The organism is Cronobacter dublinensis subsp. dublinensis LMG 23823, assembly GCF_001277235.1.
Classification (GTDB): Bacteria; Pseudomonadota; Gammaproteobacteria; order Enterobacterales; family Enterobacteriaceae; genus Cronobacter; species Cronobacter dublinensis.
Window position 1 is genome coordinate 2,895,951 of sequence record NZ_CP012266.1, and the last position, 17,527, is coordinate 2,913,477.

The following is a 17,527-nucleotide window of genomic DNA, read 5'->3' on the forward strand; positions in this document are numbered from 1 at the left end:
TCGCGTCAGAGTTTATCGAGCAGCTTTTTCACATCCTGCGCGTCGTTACTGCCTTTGTGACGCTCGCTCCAGTCGCTCAGGCGGCGCTTCGCTTCATCCTGCAGATGCTTACGCAGCAGCTGATCGACCTGCAAATTATAATTGAGCGCTTTCCAGGAGCCGTAAACGCGCAGCGGCACCGGTGTGGCTTTGAGCCACTGCACCAGTTTGTCATCGCCCTGCCAGCCGTCGGTCACCTGTACCTTAAAGCGCGTGTCGCACTGCTCGCGCACGAGATCAAGCGTGCCCTCGCCACTTAACGTCAGCAGCGATGAACGCCCCTGCATCTCGTCAAGCGCCAGCTCGCCGTGATCCAGCGTCGCGTGCGTGGTGAAACTGTCGAGCATGGTGGCGTTGTCGAAATCCTCACGCGCGCTGACGCCGCCGCCGCTGCGCTCCACGGCCTGCTGGATCAGCTGCTGGAAGTTAAGCCCTTCCATGCGGCTGCCGGTCAGGCTCAGCGCCGCCTCGCCTTCCCAGTTTTCACGAAACGCCTGCGCATCGATGCGATCGCCACGAAACGCGCCGTTGACGTTCATCTTGCCGGTCAGCGCGATCGGGTAATTAAAGGCGCGCAGGATCTCGCCCACCTCAATATTTTTAGCGTTCACGGCAAAACGCGCGTCCGGCACATCTTCGCGGGCGTCCAGCGTGCCCGGCAGCGACAGTTCGCCCGCGCCCAGCTTGCCGCTGAGCGTTTTCAGCGCCAGCAGCCCCGCCTGGTTGCGCATATCGGCGTTAACATCGCTGAAGGCAAGCCCGCGCCAGCGCACGCTGTCAGCCTGAATACGCGCGCTGGCGTTGAAACCGCGCAGCCCGGTATAGGGCGCTTCTTCCACTTCAGCGGCGATAACCGGACGCGGCAGCGCGCTCTGCTGGCCCTGCTGGGCAACGGCGGTGGTGGTGGCCGGATCCGGCGCCAGGAGATGGTCGAGATTGAGCGCGCTGAAGTGTAAATCGAGATCCCACGCGGGCGCGTCGCCGAGCGTTACGCTCCCCTGCCCGGCAAGCTGGCTGTCGTTAGCTTTAAGGTTCAGCGCGCTGAATTCCAGGCGTTTTTCCGCCTCCAGCCAGCGCGCCTGGAAGGTGCCTTCGCCCTGGATGCCGTCGCGCGGGAGATCCGCGCCGTGCAGCTGCCAGGAGAGCTGCGAGACGGTCGCGTTCAGCGTCTGCGGGTAATCGGCGGCGTTCAGCGCGGCGGAGAGCGACAGCGTGAGATCGCGCTGGTCGCGACTTACTTTGCCGCTTAACTCCAGCTGCGCGTCGTGGCGCTCGTTCTGCTCCATTTGCAGATTGATGTTGCGAACGGTGACCTGTTCATCATCTTTATGCTGGAACACCAGCACGCTGTCGGCCACTTTGAGACGGGCGATGTCGAACGACCAGCCGCGGGTATCTTCCACCGGCGGGGCGCTGTTTTTCGGCCCGACCGGGGCGCCAGGTTCGCGTCGCGCCTCGCTCTGTGGCGTCAGCTGCACCACCGCGCCTTTCAGCATCACCTGACGCACAGAGAGCTGATGCGACAGCAGTGGGAACAGCGCCACGTCAAGACGCATGTTATCGGCGCTCACCAGCGGCTGGCTGGCGCCCGGCGCGGTGAGGCTCATCCGGCCCGAGAGAATGCTGAGCTGCGGCCAGACGTGCCAGCGCAGCGGGCCATCAAGCTTAAGCTGATAGCCGCTGCGCCGTTCTACCTGGCTTATCATGTAACTGCGAAAATCGTTGGGATTTACCAGCATCACCAGCGCGGAGAGACCGGCGAAAAACACCACCAGTAAGATCATCAGCGTGGTCAGAACTCGTCTCATGGCATCCTCTGCAGACCGGCCCGCAGGCGTTTAGTCTTTGTCTATACGGCTGGCGACAGCACCCTGCTGATCGCGGTATTTCGCATCCTGACGGCGGTTGTAAGGCCGTGCCGCCGGACCGGAAAGCGGCTCGAAGCTTAGCGCGCCGATTAACATGCCAGGGCGTAAGGCTAAAGGCAGCTTTCCTGAATTATAGAACTCCAGCACGATACAGCCCTGCCAGCCCGGATCGATACGGTGCGCGGTGACATGCACCATCAGCCCGAGGCGCGCCAGCGACGAGCGCCCGTCAAGCCAGCCCACCAGATCCGCCGGCAGCGTGACGGACTCATAGGTCACCGCCAGCGCCAGCTCGCCCGGATGCAGAAAGAACGCTTCGCCGTCGTTCAGGACAATCTCATCGCTCATCACGCGATCGAGCGCCGCGCTCACTTCATCTTTCGGGCCGCTTAAATCGATATACGCGGCGGTGTGGCCGCGAAAGGTGCGGAATTTATTGCCAAGACGCACATCCACCGTGGCGCCGTTGATGCGCTCCACCGGCGGACGCGGGGTGATCGCCAGGCGACCTTCGTCCAGCCAGGCTTCAATATCTCGGTCACAAAGACGCATTACACTCTCCTGATGTGTTCAGGCTTCCGGCAAACGCCGAAAGCCTGAGAGTTACTTCTGGAACGGTACACGCAAAACGCAGCTTATTCAAAGAACTGGCTGATTTTCGCTTTGAGGATATCGATAGCGATGCGGTTTTTGCCTCCGCGCGGCACGATGATGTCGGCGTACTGCTTGGACGGGTCAATAAACTGCAGGAACATAGGACGCACCGTTTTCTGATACTGCGTCATCACGGAGTCCATAGAACGCCCGCGCTCGTTGACGTCGCGCTTAATGCGGCGCATCAGGCAGATATCCAGCGGGGTATCGACGAAAATCGAGAAATTCATCTCTTCGCGCAGACGCGCGTCGGTGAGCAACAGGATCCCTTCCAGAATAATCACCTTTTTCGGTTCGATATGTACCGTTTGCGCGGTACGGGTGTGTTCCACGTAGCTGTAAACCGGCAGCTCAATGGGTTTACCTGCTTTCAGCATTTGCAGGTGTTGAAACAGCAGGTTGTGATCCATCGCGTTGGGATGGTCATAGTTGGTTTTAACCCGCTCCTCCATGGACAGATGGCTTTGATCCTTGTAATAGCTGTCTTCTGGAATAACACCAATGTGTTCATCACCGACCTGTTCACGCAGCTCCCGATAGAGGGTGCTTGCGATAAGGCTTTTACCTGAAGCCGATGCGCCGGCGATGCCGATGATGACGCATTGATGGGACTTGTCAGTCATAAATTAGCGACCTGGTTTACATAATAAAGAGAAAAGGAAGGGTGACGCCGTCGCGCCAGACGCGGCAATTATAGGGATTTCGCTAAATCGATACCAGTCGATGCTGCAATCGTGAGAATAAGTGCGCAAATTCTGTTGCCTCCGGCGGGGCAAAACGACGGTTTTTTGCTGCGTAAACAGCCAGTAAGCAAGGCGAAAGTTCTGCGGCGCGCTTTTTATTATTCACCACAGTTAATTTATGAGCGGCCGCCATAGGAATTGTAAATTGTTTGTACTAGCATAACCGAAACATTTTTCCTGATGCGTCCGGGTATTGCACCTGACGGCAATGCCTATGCGGATTATGTGGTAATGACCAAAAAAAAGAACAAGCAGGAGCTGGCGGCCACGCCACATCCACTGCTGCGCTTAGTAAGCCTTGGACTACTGACTTATATTTTTACGCTCTTTTCGCTTGAGCTGACGCTTTACGACACGCTGCTGGCCCCACTGTGGTTCCCGACCTCCATCATGATGGTGGCGTTCTTTCGCCACGCCTTGCGTATGTGGGTGCCCATCGCACTGGTGTGCGGCGCAGGCACGGTGCTGGCGACGCTGACGCTCTTTCCGCCCGGTCACCTTGAGCCCCTCTATACCGTCATTAATATTATCGAGGCGCTGGTGGGCGCGACGCTGTTGCGTAAACTCCTGCCCTGGTATAACCCGCTTAAAAACCTCAACAACTGGTTGCGGCTCGCGCTCGCCAGCGCTGTTTTGCCGCCGTTGGTGGGCGGCTGCCTGCTCGCGGTCATCAGCGAGCATGAGGTGACGCTGCGCGTATTTCTGGTGTGGATTTTATCGGAAACCATCGGCGCGCTGGCGCTGGTGCCGCTCGGCCTGCTTTTTAAAGCGCGCTATCTGCTGCGTCATCGCAGTCCGCGTCTGCTGGCCGAAAGCCTGGCGACGCTGTGCATCACGTTACTCTGCAGCTGGCTGGCGCTGCACTATCTGCCGTGGCCGTTCACGTTTGTGATTGTGCTGCTGATGTGGAGCGCCATTCGTCTGCCGCGCCTGGAGGCGTTCACGGTCTTTCTCGCGACGGTCATGATGGTCTCGTTCGTTATCGCCTCCAATCCGACGCTGCTCGATTTACCCCATGAAGGCATCGTGGTAAACGCGCCCTGGCTGCCGTTTTTAATGATCCTGCTGCCCGCCAACGTGATGACGATGGTGATGTACGCCTCGCGGGAAGAGCGCAAGCTCATCACCGAGAGCGAAACGCGTTTTCGCAACGCGATGGAATACTCCGCCATCGGCATGGCGCTGGTCTCCACCGAAGGCAGTTTTTTGCAGGTCAATAAAGCGCTCTGCACGTTTCTCGGCTACACGCCGGAACAGCTCGCCAGCATGAGTTTTCAGCAGCTCACCTACCCGGAAGATCTGCACGCCGATATGGCGCTGGTGGAAAAACTGCTGAACGGCGAGATGAACAACTATTCGCTGGAAAAACGCTACTACACCCGCGCGGGCGACGTCGTCTGGGCCTTGCTTGCGGTTTCTATCGTGCGCCAGCGCGACGGCTCGCCGCTCTACTTTATCGCCCAGATAGAAGATATCACCGACCTTAAGCGCACCGAGTGGGTGAATAAGCGCCTGATGGAGCGCATCACGCTTGCTAACGAAGCGGGCGGCATCGGTATCTGGGAATGGGAGCTTGGCACTGAGGTTATCGCCTGGGATCAGCGCATGTTCGAGCTCTACGAAGTGCCGCCGCACACCCGCCCGACGTACCAGCTGTGGAAATCGCGGCTTTTAAAAGAAGATGTCGCCCAGGCCGAAGCTACCATTCAGGAGGCGCTGCGCTCCCGCGTGCCGTTTAAACTGGAGTTTCGCATCCAGGTGAAAAACGGCGTGCGCCATATTCGCGCGCTCGCCAACCGGGTGCTCAATAAACAGGGCGAAGTGGAACGCCTGCTCGGCATTAATATGGATATGACCGAGGTGAAACAGCTCAACGAAGCGCTGTTCCAGGAAAAAGAGCGTCTGCACATCACGCTCGACTCCATCGGCGAGGCGGTGATTTGCACCGATGTCGCTATGAATGTCACCTTTATGAACCCGGTGGCGGAGAAGATGAGCGGCTGGCGGCAGGAAGAGGCCATCGGCCAGCCGGTGCTCGCGATTTTACGCATTACCTTTGGCGATAACGGCCCGCTGCTTGAAGATATTCACAGCGGCGACGCCACGCACGCCAGCACCGGCATCGATCAGGATGTGGTGCTGCACTGCCGCAGCGGCGGTAATTACGATATTCATTACACCATTACCCCGCTGAGCACGCTGGAGGGGGAAAACATCGGCTCGGTGCTGGTTATCCACGATGTGACGGAGTCGCGCAAAATGCTGCGCCAGCTCAGCTACAGCGCCTCGCATGACGCCCTCACGCATCTTGCCAACCGCGTAAGCTTTGAAGCGCACCTGAAACGCCTGCTGCAAAGCGTCAGCGACACGCACCAGCGCCACGCGCTGGTCTATATCGATCTCGACCGGTTTAAAGCGGTGAACGACTCCGCCGGGCACGCGGCGGGCGACGCGCTGCTGCGCGAGCTCGCCTCCCTGATGCTCGGCATGCTGCGCACGACCGACGTGCTGGCGCGCCTCGGCGGCGACGAGTTCGGCCTGCTGTTGCCGGATTGCAGCCTGGAGAACGCCCGCACCATCTCCGAGCGCATCGTGGCGGCCATCAACGAATATCCGTTCGTCTGGGAGAGCCGCCTGCACCGCATCGGCGCCAGCGCGGGCATCACGATTATCGAGGCCGCGAATAACCAGGCGCAGGAGGTGATGTCCCAGGCGGATATCGCCTGCTATACCTCGAAAAACGCCGGGCGCGGCGTGGTGACGGTCTACGAGCCGCACCAGCAGCACAATGGCCGCGGCACCCTCACCGCCCATGAACAGCAGCGCATGATAACCGAACACCATCAGATACTGATGGTGCGCCCGGTGGCTTCGCCGCGCGTGCCGGAAACCGCGACCTTCTGGCTGCTGTCGCTGCGGCTGTGGACCAGCGAAGGCGAAATGATCGAAGAGCACAGCTTCCGCGCCGGGCTTAGCGATCCTGAACTGTTGCAGGCGCTGGACGCGCGTCTACTGGCCGATTTCTTCCGTGATCACGCCGCCTGCGTGGCGACAAAAGGCGTCGGCGTCGCGCTGACGCTCTCCGGCGCAACGCTGTTAAACGCGCAGCGCCTTGACGCGCTGCTGGCGCAGCTTGACGCAAGCCACCTGCCGCCACGCCTGCTGCATTTTATCGTCAGCAGCGAAGTACTGACGCAGGACGCCGCGACCGCGCGCCGTCAGTTACTGCGCCTGCGCGAAGCGGGCTGCCGGGTTGTGCTCAGCCACGTGGGCCGCGAGCTGGAAGTGTTCGAGCATATCTGCGCGCAGTGCGCCGATTACATTATGGTGGCAAGCGATCTGGTGATGGACGCGCACGCCAGCCTGATGGACGAGATGCTGCTGACCATCGTGATGGGCAACGCGCGCCGTCTCGGCCTGGAAACTATCGCCGGGCCCGCCGATCAGCAGTCGCTGCTGGAGACGCTCGCCAGCATGGGTATCGATCTGGTGTATGGCGAAACGGTGGCCCAGACGCAATCCCTCGCCGCCCGGCTCGCCACCAGCTACTTTTCTATTCACTGACCGGCGTCTGCCAGTCGCTGGCGTACCAGATGTGCAGCAGCGCGTAGGTGCGCCACGGCTGCCAGCGTTCGGCATAGCGGCGGATCTGCGCGGGCGTCATCGGCGCGAAACGCTGCTTAATCAGATAGTCGTCCGGCAGAAAAACGTCGGGCGCCTGCCAGCCGCGCATCGCGAAGTAATTGGCAGTCCAGGTGCCGATACCCCGCAGCTGCGTCAGCGCTTTCACGCCCGCCGCCACATCCTGCGGACAGGTGAGCGGAAACCGCCCGTCGAGATGCTCATGCGCAAGCTGAATAAGCGCGCCCGCCCGCATCAGCGGCATTCCGAGCGCTTTGAGCGCGGCGGGTTCCGCGCGCGCCATCTCTTCGGGCGTGGGAAAGCGCCAGCCGCTGCCGTCTTCAAGCGGCGTGCCGATCGCCTGCACTACTTTGCTGGTCAGCTTCGCCGCCATCGCCACGCTCACCAGCTGCCCGAGAATGGCGCGCACGCCCTGTTCGAACACATCCACCGAGCCTGGCAGGCGCAGCCCTGGCCGTGCAGCGGCGAGCAGGCCGAGCGTCTCCAGCATCGGGGCAGGATCGAAGCGTAAATCAAACAGGCGCGCCACGCGCGCCTGCACCTCGTCCGCCACCGGCAGCAGCCCGTCACTCAGGGTGAGCGCAAGCGTCGCGTCTTCCGGGTGCGGCGTGACGCTAAACCACCCCTGATGCGCGCCGATCGCCAGCGTGCGCCGGTAGCGGGTTTCGCTCACCTCTTCAATGCCCGCCACGGCACGGTCGCCGAGAAAGCGTAACATCCACGGCCAGTCGTAAGGCGGCTGATAGCGAAGCGTAAACATAGCGTCTCCTTTGTTTTTGATTTCTTTAGCTTAATCGCTGCGGCCTTTTTTTGCCTTGCGCGGTTATTCCATATTGCCGCCGACGCGACATTTCGCTAAAGTCGCCCCCCTTCTTCACGGCATGGGGAAATGTGAATGTTTATCGGTTTTGACTACGGCACCGCGAACTGTTCGGTGGCCATTATGCGCGACGGCGCGCCGCAGATGCTGCCGCTTGAGCAGGGTTCGACGCTACTGCCATCGATGATTGGCGCGCCGGTGCGCGAAGCGGTGAGCGAGTGGCTCTACCGCCATCAGAACGTCGAGGCGAGCGGCGCAGAAACGCAGGCGCTGCTGCGCCGCGCGGTCAGCTATAACCGCGAAGAGAGCATCGACGTGACGCCCGCCAGCGTGCAGTTCGGCCTGAGTGCGCTGCGCCAGTATATGGACGACCCGGAAGAGGTCTGGTTCGTGAAGTCGCCGAAATCGTTTCTCGGCGCCAGCGGCCTGAAGCCGCAGCAGGTTGCGCTGTTTGAAGATCTGGTCTGCGCGATGATGGTGCATATCCGCAACACGGCGCAGGAACAGGCGAACGCGGAGATAGACCAGGCGGTGATTGGCCGCCCGATTAACTTCCAGGGGCTCGGCGGCGATGACGCCAACCAGCAGGCGCAGGGCATCCTTGAGCGCGCGGCGCACCGTGCCGGTTTTCGCGACGTCGTCTTTCAGTATGAGCCGGTCGCAGCCGGCCTGGATTTCGAAGCCACGCTACGCCAGGAGCAGCGCGTGCTGGTCGTGGATATCGGCGGCGGCACTACCGACTGCTCGCTACTGCTGATGGGCCCGCAGTGGCGCGCGCGCCGCGACCGGGATCAGAGCCTGCTGGGCCACAGCGGCTGTCGCGTCGGCGGTAACGATTTGGATATCGCGCTGGCGTTTAAACAGCTGATGCCGCTGCTCGGCATGGGCGGCGAAACGGAAAAAGGCACCTCGCTGCCGGTGCTGCCATGGTGGAACGCGTGCGCTATCAACGATGTTCCGGCGCAGAGCGACTTTTACAGCGCCGCGTGCGGCCGCCTGCTGGCGGATTTAGTGCGTGACGCCCGCGAGCCGCAAAAAGTGGCGCTGTTGCAGAAGGTCTGGCGTCAGCGTCTCAGCTACCGGCTGGTGCGGGCGGCGGAAGAGAGCAAAATCGCGCTTTCGCAGGCTCCGGAGTGCCGGACCGCGCTGCCGTTTATCGCCGCCGATCTCAGCTGCGACATCACGCAGCAGGCGCTGGCGCTCGCGCTGAACCCGCCGCTGCAGCGCATTCTGGAGCAGGTGACGCTGGCGCTGGATACCAGTAATGAACGTCCGGATGTCATTTACCTCACCGGCGGCAGCGCGCGTTCGCCGCTTATTCGCGAGGCGCTGCAAACCCAGCTGCCGGGCATTCCGGTTCAGGGCGGCGATGATTTCGGCTCGGTCACCGCCGGGCTCGCACGCTGGGCGCAGGTGGTGTTTGCGTAACCGCGTTAAACAGGAATGATTTTGCTGCCTTCGGGCAGCTCAACCAGCAGGGACAGCTTGCCGCCCAGCGCTTCGACATAGCGTTTAAGCGTTAACAGTTTTATCTCCTTTCCGCGCTGTTCGATGGCGGCGATAGCGGGCTGCGTGACGCCCATTAACGCCGCCAGCTGCTGCTGCGAGAAGGCTCGCTCTTCGCGAAGGCGCGGCAGCCCGTGTTCAAGGGCGATTTCATCGGCCATGCGCAGGATCTCAGCCTGCCGCTCTGGCGTAAACTCCGCCATCACATTATCAAGCGTTTTCATTTTTACACTCCATTATTTGTAGATGCTGGAAGAACGCCGTCTCCGCCTGCGTGATTAAGGTTTTATAAAAATCTTTGTGACCGCGCTTGTTGCCTGCACACAGCACCACAGCCTGACGGGTTGGATCAAAGGCAAAAAATACCCGCCACGGCGAACCGCCATACTGAACGCGCAGCTCTTTCAGATTGGGGATCCGCGAGCCTTTTATCGTATCCACCAGCGGACGCCCGACCAACGGGCCGCTGTGGCGTAAATTCCATAACAGCGCGGCGATACGATCCTGTAATCCTTCTGGCTGTTTTTGATACCACTTATAAAAATGCGGGGTAAAAATCACCGTCCATGTCATACCCATCCCTCATAAACTATAGTTTATATCCGAGCACAAAACCATACTTTAATAAGGGTCTTAAGGGGCTGTCAGAAAAGGATTACGCCTCTGCGAGAAGGCTCGTAAACCTGCCTTATTCGGACACTTCTAAACGGTGTTTCATATTTCCTCCATCTTTCCACGGTGAAGGCTCACTAAACTTGTATCATTACGCCTAATCGTTTCAGGAAAAGAAGACGTACCGCTTATGAAAAGCACGGTTAAAAAACGCGGGTGGATTATCGCCTGCGTCATTGTCGCAGCCCTTGCCGCTCTCCTTTACTGGCGAAGCGCCGCCACCGACGCGCCCTCCGGCAGCGCGCCGCACGGTCGCGCAGGGATGCGCGCAGGCGGCGCGCCCGCGCCGGTTCAGGCCGCGACGGCCCGCAGCGAAGCGGTGCCGCGCTACCTCACGGGGCTTGGCACGATCACCGCCGCGAACACCGTCACGGTGCGCAGCCGCGTGGACGGCCAGCTGATGGCCATTCACTTCAAAGAAGGCCAGCAGGTTAAAGCCGGCGATCTGCTCGCCGAAATCGACCCGAGCCAGTTTAAGGTGGCGCTCGCTCAGGCGCAGGGGCAGCTTGCCAAAGACCGCGCGACGCTCGCCAACGCCCGCCGCGACCTGGCGCGCTACCAGCAGCTTGGCAAAACGAATCTGGTCTCACGCCAGGAGCTCGACGCCCAGCAGGCGCTGGTCAGCGAAACCGAAGGCACGCTGAAAGCCGATGAAGCGGCGGTCGCCAGCGCGCAGTTGCAGCTTGACTGGAGCCGCATCACCGCGCCCATCGACGGGCGCGTCGGCTTAAAACAGGTGGACATCGGCAATCAGATTTCCAGCGGCGACACGACGGGCCTCGTGGTGCTGACGCAGACGCACCCGATAGATCTGGTCTTTACCCTGCCGGAGAGCAATATCGCCGCCGTCATGCAGGCGCAGAAAGCGGGCAAAACCCTGACGGTGGAAGCCTGGGATCGCACCAATAGCACGAAGCTCAGTAGCGGCGAACTGCTGAGCCTCGATAACCAGATTGACGCCACCACCGGCACTATCAAGCTCAAAGCGCGCTTCGCCAATGAGGACGACGCGCTTTTCCCGAATCAGTTTGTAAACGCCCGGATGCTTATCGACACCCAGCAGAACGCCGTGGTGATCCCGACCGCCGCGCTGCAGATGGGCAACGAGGGCCATTTCGTCTGGGTGCTCAATGATGACAACAAAGTGAGTAAGCACACCGTCACGACCGGCATTCAGGACAGCGAAAGCGTGGTGATCACCGCGGGTCTCTCGGCAGGCGATCGCGTGGTGACAGACGGCATCGACCGCCTGACCGAAGGGGCGAAGGTCGAGGTGGTGGCCGCGCAGGCGGCGACGGATACCGCAAAGCCTGAACGCGGCGAGCGCGCCACGACCGACAGCGCCCGCGCGGCCAAAGGAGCGCGTTCCTGATGCAGGTGTTACCTCCGAGCGCCACGGGCGGCCCGTCCCGCCTGTTTATTCTGCGCCCCGTCGCCACCACGCTGTTGATGGTGGCGATCCTGCTTGCCGGGATCATCGGCTACCGTTTTCTGCCGGTCTCTGCGCTGCCGGAAGTGGACTACCCGACCATCCAGGTCGTGACGCTCTACCCCGGCGCCAGCCCGGACGTGGTGACCTCCGCCATTACCGCGCCGCTGGAGCGACAGTTCGGCCAGATGTCAGGCTTAAAGCAGATGGCGTCGCAGAGCGCGGGCGGCGCGTCGGTCGTCACGCTACAGTTTCAGCTGACGCTACCGCTCGATGTCGCCGAACAGGAAGTGCAGGCGGCGATTAATGCCGCCACCAACCTGCTGCCGGACGATCTCCCTAACCCGCCGGTTTACAGCAAAGTCAATCCGGCGGACCCGCCCATCATGACGCTTGCGGTCACCTCCTCGGCCCTGCCGATGACCCAGGTGGAAGATATGGTGGAAACCCGCGTCGCGCAGCGTATTTCACAGGTATCGGGTGTGGGGCTGGTGACGCTCTCCGGCGGGCAGCGCCCGGCGGTGAGGGTGAAGCTCAACGCGCAGGCGCTGGCGTCGCTGGGCCTTAACAGCGAAACGGTGCGCACCGCCATTACCAGCGCGAACGTCAATTCGGCGAAAGGCAGTTTCGACGGCCCCGAGCGCGCAGTGACGCTCTCCGCCAACGATCAGATGAAATCCGCCGACGAGTACCGCAACCTGATTATCGCGTACCAGAATGGCGCGCCGGTGCGGCTTGGCGACGTGGCGAAAGTCGAGCAAGGCGCGGAAAACGCCTGGCTCGGCGCCTGGGCCAATAAACAGCCCGCGATTGTGATGAACGTCCAGCGCCAGCCGGGCGCGAATATCATTACCACCGCTGAAACTATCCAGAAGCTGCTGCCGCAGCTCACCGAGAGCCTGCCGAAATCGGTGCAGGTGAATGTGCTGACGGATCGCACCACCAATATCAGCGCCTCGGTCAACGACACCCAGTTCGAGCTGATGCTGGCGATAGCGCTGGTGGTGATGATTATCTACCTGTTCCTGCGCAACGTTCCGGCGACCATTATCCCGGCGGTCGCGGTGCCGCTCTCGCTGGTCGGCACATTCGCGCTTATGGTGTTTCTCGATTTCTCCATCAACAACCTGACGTTAATGGCGCTGACCATCGCCACCGGTTTTGTGGTGGATGACGCCATTGTGGTGATTGAGAACATCTCGCGCTATATCGAGAAAGGCGAAAAGCCGCTGGTCGCAGCGCTCAAGGGCGCGGGCGAAATCGGCTTTACGATCATCTCGCTCACCTTCTCGCTAATAGCGGTGCTGATCCCGCTGCTGTTTATGGGCGACATTGTGGGCCGTCTGTTCCGTGAGTTTGCGGTAACGCTGGCGGTGGCCATTTTGATTTCCGCCGTAGTCTCGCTGACGCTGACGCCGATGATGTGCGCGCGGATGTTAAGCCATGAATCGCTGCGCAAACAGAACCGCTTTTCGCGTGCCTCAGAGCGCGTGATTAACCGTGTGATTGCCCGTTACGGACAGTGGCTCAAGCGGGTGCTGAACCATCCGTGGCTGACGCTTGGCGTCGCGGTCGGCACGCTGGCGCTCACCGTGCTGCTGTGGGTGGTTATCCCGAAAGGGTTTTTCCCGGTGCAGGACAACGGCATTATTCAGGGTACGCTCCAGGCGCCGCAGTCTGTCTCCTTTGCCAGCATGGCCGAGCGCCAGCGCGCGGTGGCCGACGTTATCCTCAACGATCCGGCGGTCGAGAGCATGACCTCGTTCGTCGGCGTCGACGGCACCAACCCGTCGCTGAACAGCGCGCGGCTGCAAATCAACTTAAAACCGCTGGATGAACGCGATGACCGTGTCCAGACGGTGATTGCGCGTCTCCAGACCGCTGCCGCCAGCGTGCCGGGCGCGACGCTCTATCTGCAACCGACGCAGGATCTCACTATCGATACCCAAGTGAGCCGCACGCAGTATCAGTTCACGCTCCAGGCCAACTCGCTGGAGGCGCTCAGCACATGGGTGCCAAAGCTCACAGAGCGGCTGAAAACGCTGCCGCAGCTCGCGGACGTCAGCAGCGACTGGCAGGATAAAGGGCTGGTGGCCTTCGTGAATGTGGATCGCGCCAGCGCCAGCCGGCTCGGCATCAGCATGAACGACGTCGATAACGCGCTGTATAACGCCTTTGGCCAGCGGCTGATCTCCACCATTTATACCCAGGCCAACCAGTATCGGGTGGTGCTGGAGCATGACACCGCCGCGACGCCCGGCCTCAACGCGCTCGACAGCATTCGCCTTACCAGCAGCGATGGCGGCATGGTGCCGCTCAGCGCTATCGCAAGCGTAGAACAGCGCTTAGGGCCGCTTACCATTAACCATCTGGACCAGTTCCCATCCACCACGCTCTCCTTCAACGTGCCGACGGGCTATTCGCTCGGCGACGCGGTCGAGGCCATCACCCAGGCGGAGGCGGATCTCGCCTTTCCGGCGGAGATAACCACCCAGTTCCAGGGCAGCACGCTGGCGTTTCAGGCAGCGCTCGGCAGCACCGTCTGGCTGATTGTGGCGTCGGTGGTGGCGATGTATATCGTGCTGGGCGTGCTCTATGAAAGCTTTATTCACCCCATCACTATTCTTTCAACGCTGCCCACCGCGGGCGTCGGCGCGCTGCTGGCGCTGCTTATCGCCGGGGCGGAGCTGGACGTTATCGCCATCATCGGCATCATTTTGCTGATAGGCATCGTCAAGAAGAACGCCATCATGATGATCGACTTCGCCCTGGCCGCCGAGCGCGAACAGGGCATGTCGCCGCGCGAGGCGATTTACCAGGCCTGCCTGCTGCGTTTTCGACCGATCCTGATGACCACGCTCGCCGCGCTGCTCGGCGCGCTGCCGCTGATGTTAAGCACCGGCGTCGGCGCGGAGCTCAGGCGTCCGCTCGGCATCGGCATGGTGGGCGGCTTGCTGGTAAGCCAGGTGCTGACGCTCTTTACCACGCCAGTCATTTACCTGCTGTTCGACCGCCTGGGCCATGCCGTGCGCCGTCGCTTTCCCCGCCGTGAAGAGGAGGCGTAAGTGAAGTTTTACGCGCTCTTTATCTACCGCCCGGTCGCGACCATCCTGCTCTCCATCGCCGTGACGCTCTGCGGCGTGCTGGGCTTCCGGCTGCTGCCGGTGGCCCCGCTGCCGCAGGTGGATTTCCCGGTCATTATGGTGAGCGCCTCGCTGCCTGGCGCGTCGCCGGAGACCATGGCGTCGTCGGTGGCGACGCCGCTTGAGCGCTCGCTCGGGCGCATCGCGGGCGTCAATGAGATGACCTCGTCGAGCTCGCTTGGCAGCACGCGCATTATTCTGGAGTTTAACTTCGACCGCGATATCAACGGCGCGGCGCGCGACGTGCAGGCGGCCATCAACGCCGCGCAGAGCCTCCTGCCAAGCGGCATGCCCTCGCGCCCGACGTACCGCAAAGCGAACCCGTCCGACGCGCCAATTATGATCCTGACGCTCACCTCGGACACCTACTCCCAGGGCGAGCTGTATGACTACGCCTCGACACAGCTCGCCCAGACCATCGCGCAAATCGACGGCGTGGGCGATGTCGATGTCGGCGGCAGCTCGCTGCCCGCCGTGCGCGTGGCGCTAAACCCGCAGGCGCTGTTTAACCAGGGCGTATCGCTGGACGCGGTGCGTAGCGCCATCAGCAACGCCAACGTGCGCCGCCCGCAGGGCGCGATTGAAGGCGCGCAGCAGCGCTGGCAGTTGCAGACCAACGATGAACTGAAAACTGCTGCCGAATATGCGCCGCTGGTCATTCACTACCGCAACGGCGCGGCGGTGCAGTTAAGCGACGTGGCGACAGTGACCGATTCGGTGCAGGACGTGCGCAACGCGGGCATGACCAACGCCAAACCAGCGATCCTGCTGATGATCCGCAAGCTGCCGGAAGCCAACATCATCGACACCGTGGATCGCATCCGCGGCGCGCTGCCTGAACTACGCGAGACCATTCCCGCCGCCATCGATATGCAAATAGCGCAGGACCGCTCGCCGACGATTCGCGCGTCGCTTAAAGAGGTGGAACAGTCGCTGGCGATTTCCGTCGCGCTGGTGATTCTGGTGGTCTTTCTGTTCCTGCGCTCCGGGCGCGCGACGCTTATCCCCGCCGTCGCGGTGCCGGTGTCGCTCGTCGGCACCTTCGCTGCCATGTACCTGTGCGGCTTCAGCCTGAATAACCTCTCGCTGATGGCGCTGACCATCGCCACGGGTTTTGTGGTGGATGACGCCATTGTGGTGCTGGAGAATATCTCACGCCATCTGGAAGCGGGCATGAAGCCGCTCCAGGCGGCGCTGCAGGGCGTGCGCGAGGTGGGCTTTACCGTGCTCTCCATGAGCCTCTCGCTGGTGGCGGTGTTCCTGCCGCTGCTGCTGATGGGCGGCCTGCCGGGGCGGCTGTTCCGCGAATTCGCGGTGACGCTGTCGGTGGCTATCGGGATTTCGCTGGTGGTGTCGCTCACGCTCACGCCGATGATGTGCGGCTGGCTACTGAAAACCCGCGCGCCGAAGGAAACGCGCCGCACCGGTATCAACCGGCTGCTGCTGGCGCTTCAGGGCGGCTACGCCCGCTCGCTCGGCTGGGTGCTGAATCACGCGCGGCTGGTGGGCGTGGTGTTGCTGGCGACCATCGCGCTGAACGTCTGGCTCTATATTTCCATTCCGAAAACCTTTTTCCCCGAGCAGGACACCGGGCGGCTGATGGGCGGCATTCAGGCCGACCAGAGCATCTCGTTCCAGGCGATGCGCGGCAAGTTACAGGATTTCATGAAAATCATCCGCGACGATCCGGCGGTGGATAACGTTACTGGCTTTACCGGCGGCTCGCGGGTCAACAGCGGCATGATGTTTATCTCGCTCAAACCGCTCGGCGAGCGCACAGAGAGCGCCCAGCAGGTGATTGACCGGCTGCGTAAGAAGCTCGCCAAAGAGCCCGGCGCCAGCCTGTTTTTAATGGCGGTGCAGGATATCCGCGTCGGCGGACGCCAGTCGAACGCCAGCTACCAGTACACGCTGCTGTCAGACGATCTCGCGGCGCTGCGCCAATGGGAGCCGAAAATCCGCCAGGCGCTCTCCGCCCTACCGCAGCTTGCCGACGTCAACTCTGACCAGCAGGATAACGGCGCGGAGATGAGCCTGGTCTACGATCGTGAATCGATGGCGCGCTTAGGGATCAGCGTGCAGGACGCCAACAGCCTGCTGAATAACGCGTTCGGCCAGCGCCAGATTTCGACCATCTACCAGCCGCTGAACCAGTACAAAGTGGTGATGGAGGTCGACCCGCGCTACACCCAGGACATCAGTGCGCTGAATCAGATGTTCGTGCTGAACAGCGAAGGCAAGCCGGTCCCGCTCTCGTGGTTCGCGACATGGCGGCCCGCCAACGCGCCGCTGTCGGTGAACCATCAGGGGCTGTCGGCGGCATCGACCATCGCGTTTAACCTGCCGACCGGCGTCTCGCTCTCCGAGGCGAGCGACGTCATCACCCGCGCCATGACCTCGCTCGGCGTGCCGTCGTCGGTGCGCGGCAGCTTCGCGGGCACGGCGCAGGTGTTCCAGGACACCATGAATTCGCAGGTAATCCTGATCCTGGCCGCCATCGCCACGGTCTATATCGTGCTGGGGATGCTGTATGAAAGTTACGTGCACCCGCTGACTATCCTTTCCACGCTCCCTTCGGCGGGCGTCGGGGCGTTACTGGCGCTGGAGGCGTTCGACGCCCCGTTTAGCCTCATCGCGCTTATCGGTATTATGCTATTGATTGGTATCGTGAAGAAGAACGCGATAATGATGGTGGACTTCGCGTTGGAGGCCCAGCGCAGCGGCGAGCTGACCGCCCGCGAGGCGATTTTCCAGGCCTGCCTGCTGCGTTTTCGGCCGATCATGATGACGACGCTGGCGGCGCTGTTCGGCGCGCTGCCGCTCATGATAGCGAGCGGCGACGGCGCGGAGCTGCGCCAGCCGCTCGGCATTACGATCGTCGGCGGCCTGGTGATGAGCCAGCTGCTGACGCTCTACACCACGCCGGTGGTCTACCTCTTCTTCGACCGACTGCGCCTGCGTTTTACGCGCCGGGCGAAACCTGAGGACCCCGTGACCACGAGCGAATAGCC

The 17,527-nt window shown here is 61.6% G+C and carries 11 protein-coding genes; 5 read left to right on the forward strand and 6 right to left on the reverse strand.

The features are described 5' to 3' along the window. Positions 1–5: 5 nt before the first annotated feature. From asmA to udk, 3 genes are all read right to left on the reverse strand, one after another. The gene (gene asmA, locus AFK67_RS13295; RefSeq protein ID WP_038883254.1) at positions 6–1,847 is read right to left on the reverse strand and encodes an outer membrane assembly protein AsmA; all 1,842 of its coding nucleotides are present in this window, start codon (positions 1,845–1,847) and stop codon (positions 6–8) included. A gap of 30 nt (positions 1,848–1,877) precedes the next feature. Next, entirely contained in the window at positions 1,878–2,459 is a 582-nt protein-coding gene (gene dcd, locus AFK67_RS13300; RefSeq protein ID WP_004386756.1) for a dCTP deaminase, read from the reverse strand. 83 nt (positions 2,460–2,542) lie between these two features. Further along, positions 2,543–3,184, reverse strand: a complete 642-nt coding sequence (gene udk, locus AFK67_RS13305; RefSeq protein WP_004386755.1) for a uridine kinase — start codon at positions 3,182–3,184, stop codon at positions 2,543–2,545. A 300-nt stretch (positions 3,185–3,484) separates the two neighbouring features. On the opposite strand from udk, the gene AFK67_RS13310 reads away from it, so the two are divergent. After that, complete coding sequence (locus AFK67_RS13310) at positions 3,485–6,868, forward strand: diguanylate cyclase (protein WP_007731974.1); 3,384 nt, start codon at positions 3,485–3,487, stop codon at positions 6,866–6,868. On the opposite strand, the gene alkA is transcribed toward AFK67_RS13310, so the two are convergent. After that, on the reverse strand, positions 6,858–7,706 hold the full coding sequence (gene alkA / locus AFK67_RS13315) for a DNA-3-methyladenine glycosylase 2 (protein WP_007731976.1): 849 nt from the start codon (positions 7,704–7,706) through the stop codon (positions 6,858–6,860). The genes AFK67_RS13310 and alkA overlap by 11 nt on opposite strands. Positions 7,707–7,841: 135 nt before the next feature. Between alkA and yegD the strand changes: the two genes are divergently transcribed. Continuing rightward, entirely contained in the window at positions 7,842–9,194 is a 1,353-nt protein-coding gene (yegD, locus tag AFK67_RS13320) for a molecular chaperone (protein WP_038883250.1), read from the forward strand. Positions 9,195–9,199: 5 nt separating this feature from the next. Here the strand turns inward: yegD and AFK67_RS13325 are convergent, their stop codons facing one another. Then, positions 9,200–9,496: a helix-turn-helix domain-containing protein gene (locus AFK67_RS13325; RefSeq protein WP_007731980.1), complete on the reverse strand. Its 297-nt coding sequence runs from the start codon at positions 9,494–9,496 to the stop codon at positions 9,200–9,202. After that, positions 9,483–9,845, reverse strand: a complete 363-nt coding sequence (locus AFK67_RS13330; protein WP_007731981.1) for a type II toxin-antitoxin system RelE/ParE family toxin — start codon at positions 9,843–9,845, stop codon at positions 9,483–9,485. The genes AFK67_RS13325 and AFK67_RS13330 overlap by 14 nt, the downstream gene beginning before the upstream one ends. A gap of 229 nt (positions 9,846–10,074) precedes the next feature. Between AFK67_RS13330 and AFK67_RS13335 the strand changes: the two genes are divergently transcribed. From AFK67_RS13335 to mdtC, 3 genes are read left to right on the forward strand one after another with little or no spacing between them, the layout of a single operon-like run. Then, positions 10,075–11,316 (forward strand): MdtA/MuxA family multidrug efflux RND transporter periplasmic adaptor subunit, encoded by a 1,242-nt coding sequence (locus tag AFK67_RS13335; protein WP_053532900.1) that lies wholly within the window; start codon positions 10,075–10,077, stop codon positions 11,314–11,316. Next, positions 11,316–14,438: an MdtB/MuxB family multidrug efflux RND transporter permease subunit gene (locus tag AFK67_RS13340; protein WP_007723441.1), complete on the forward strand. Its 3,123-nt coding sequence runs from the start codon at positions 11,316–11,318 to the stop codon at positions 14,436–14,438. The genes AFK67_RS13335 and AFK67_RS13340 overlap by 1 nt, the downstream gene beginning before the upstream one ends. Then, positions 14,439–17,525 carry a multidrug efflux RND transporter permease subunit MdtC gene (mdtC, locus tag AFK67_RS13345; protein ID WP_007723439.1) on the forward strand — a complete coding sequence of 1,029 codons (3,087 nt, stop codon included), beginning with the start codon at positions 14,439–14,441 and terminating at the stop codon, positions 17,523–17,525. It begins immediately after the preceding gene. The last annotated feature ends 2 nt before the right edge of the window (positions 17,526–17,527 follow it).

Excerpts from the sequence above, each read along its gene's own strand:
- asmA (WP_038883254.1), bottom strand. The coding sequence starts at position 1,847 with ATGAGACGAGTTCTGACCACGCTGATGATCTTACTGGTGGTGTTTTTC.
- dcd (WP_004386756.1), bottom strand. The coding sequence starts at position 2,459 with ATGCGTCTTTGTGACCGAGATATTGAAGCCTGGCTGGACGAAGGTCGC.
- udk (WP_004386755.1), bottom strand. The coding sequence starts at position 3,184 with ATGACTGACAAGTCCCATCAATGCGTCATCATCGGCATCGCCGGCGCA.
- AFK67_RS13310 (WP_007731974.1), top strand. The coding sequence starts at position 3,485 with ATGCGTCCGGGTATTGCACCTGACGGCAATGCCTATGCGGATTATGTG.
- alkA (WP_007731976.1), bottom strand. The coding sequence starts at position 7,706 with ATGTTTACGCTTCGCTATCAGCCGCCTTACGACTGGCCGTGGATGTTA.
- yegD (WP_038883250.1), top strand. The coding sequence starts at position 7,842 with ATGTTTATCGGTTTTGACTACGGCACCGCGAACTGTTCGGTGGCCATT.
- AFK67_RS13325 (WP_007731980.1), bottom strand. The coding sequence starts at position 9,496 with ATGAAAACGCTTGATAATGTGATGGCGGAGTTTACGCCAGAGCGGCAG.
- AFK67_RS13330 (WP_007731981.1), bottom strand. The coding sequence starts at position 9,845 with ATGACATGGACGGTGATTTTTACCCCGCATTTTTATAAGTGGTATCAA.
- AFK67_RS13335 (WP_053532900.1), top strand. The coding sequence starts at position 10,075 with ATGAAAAGCACGGTTAAAAAACGCGGGTGGATTATCGCCTGCGTCATT.
- AFK67_RS13340 (WP_007723441.1), top strand. The coding sequence starts at position 11,316 with ATGCAGGTGTTACCTCCGAGCGCCACGGGCGGCCCGTCCCGCCTGTTT.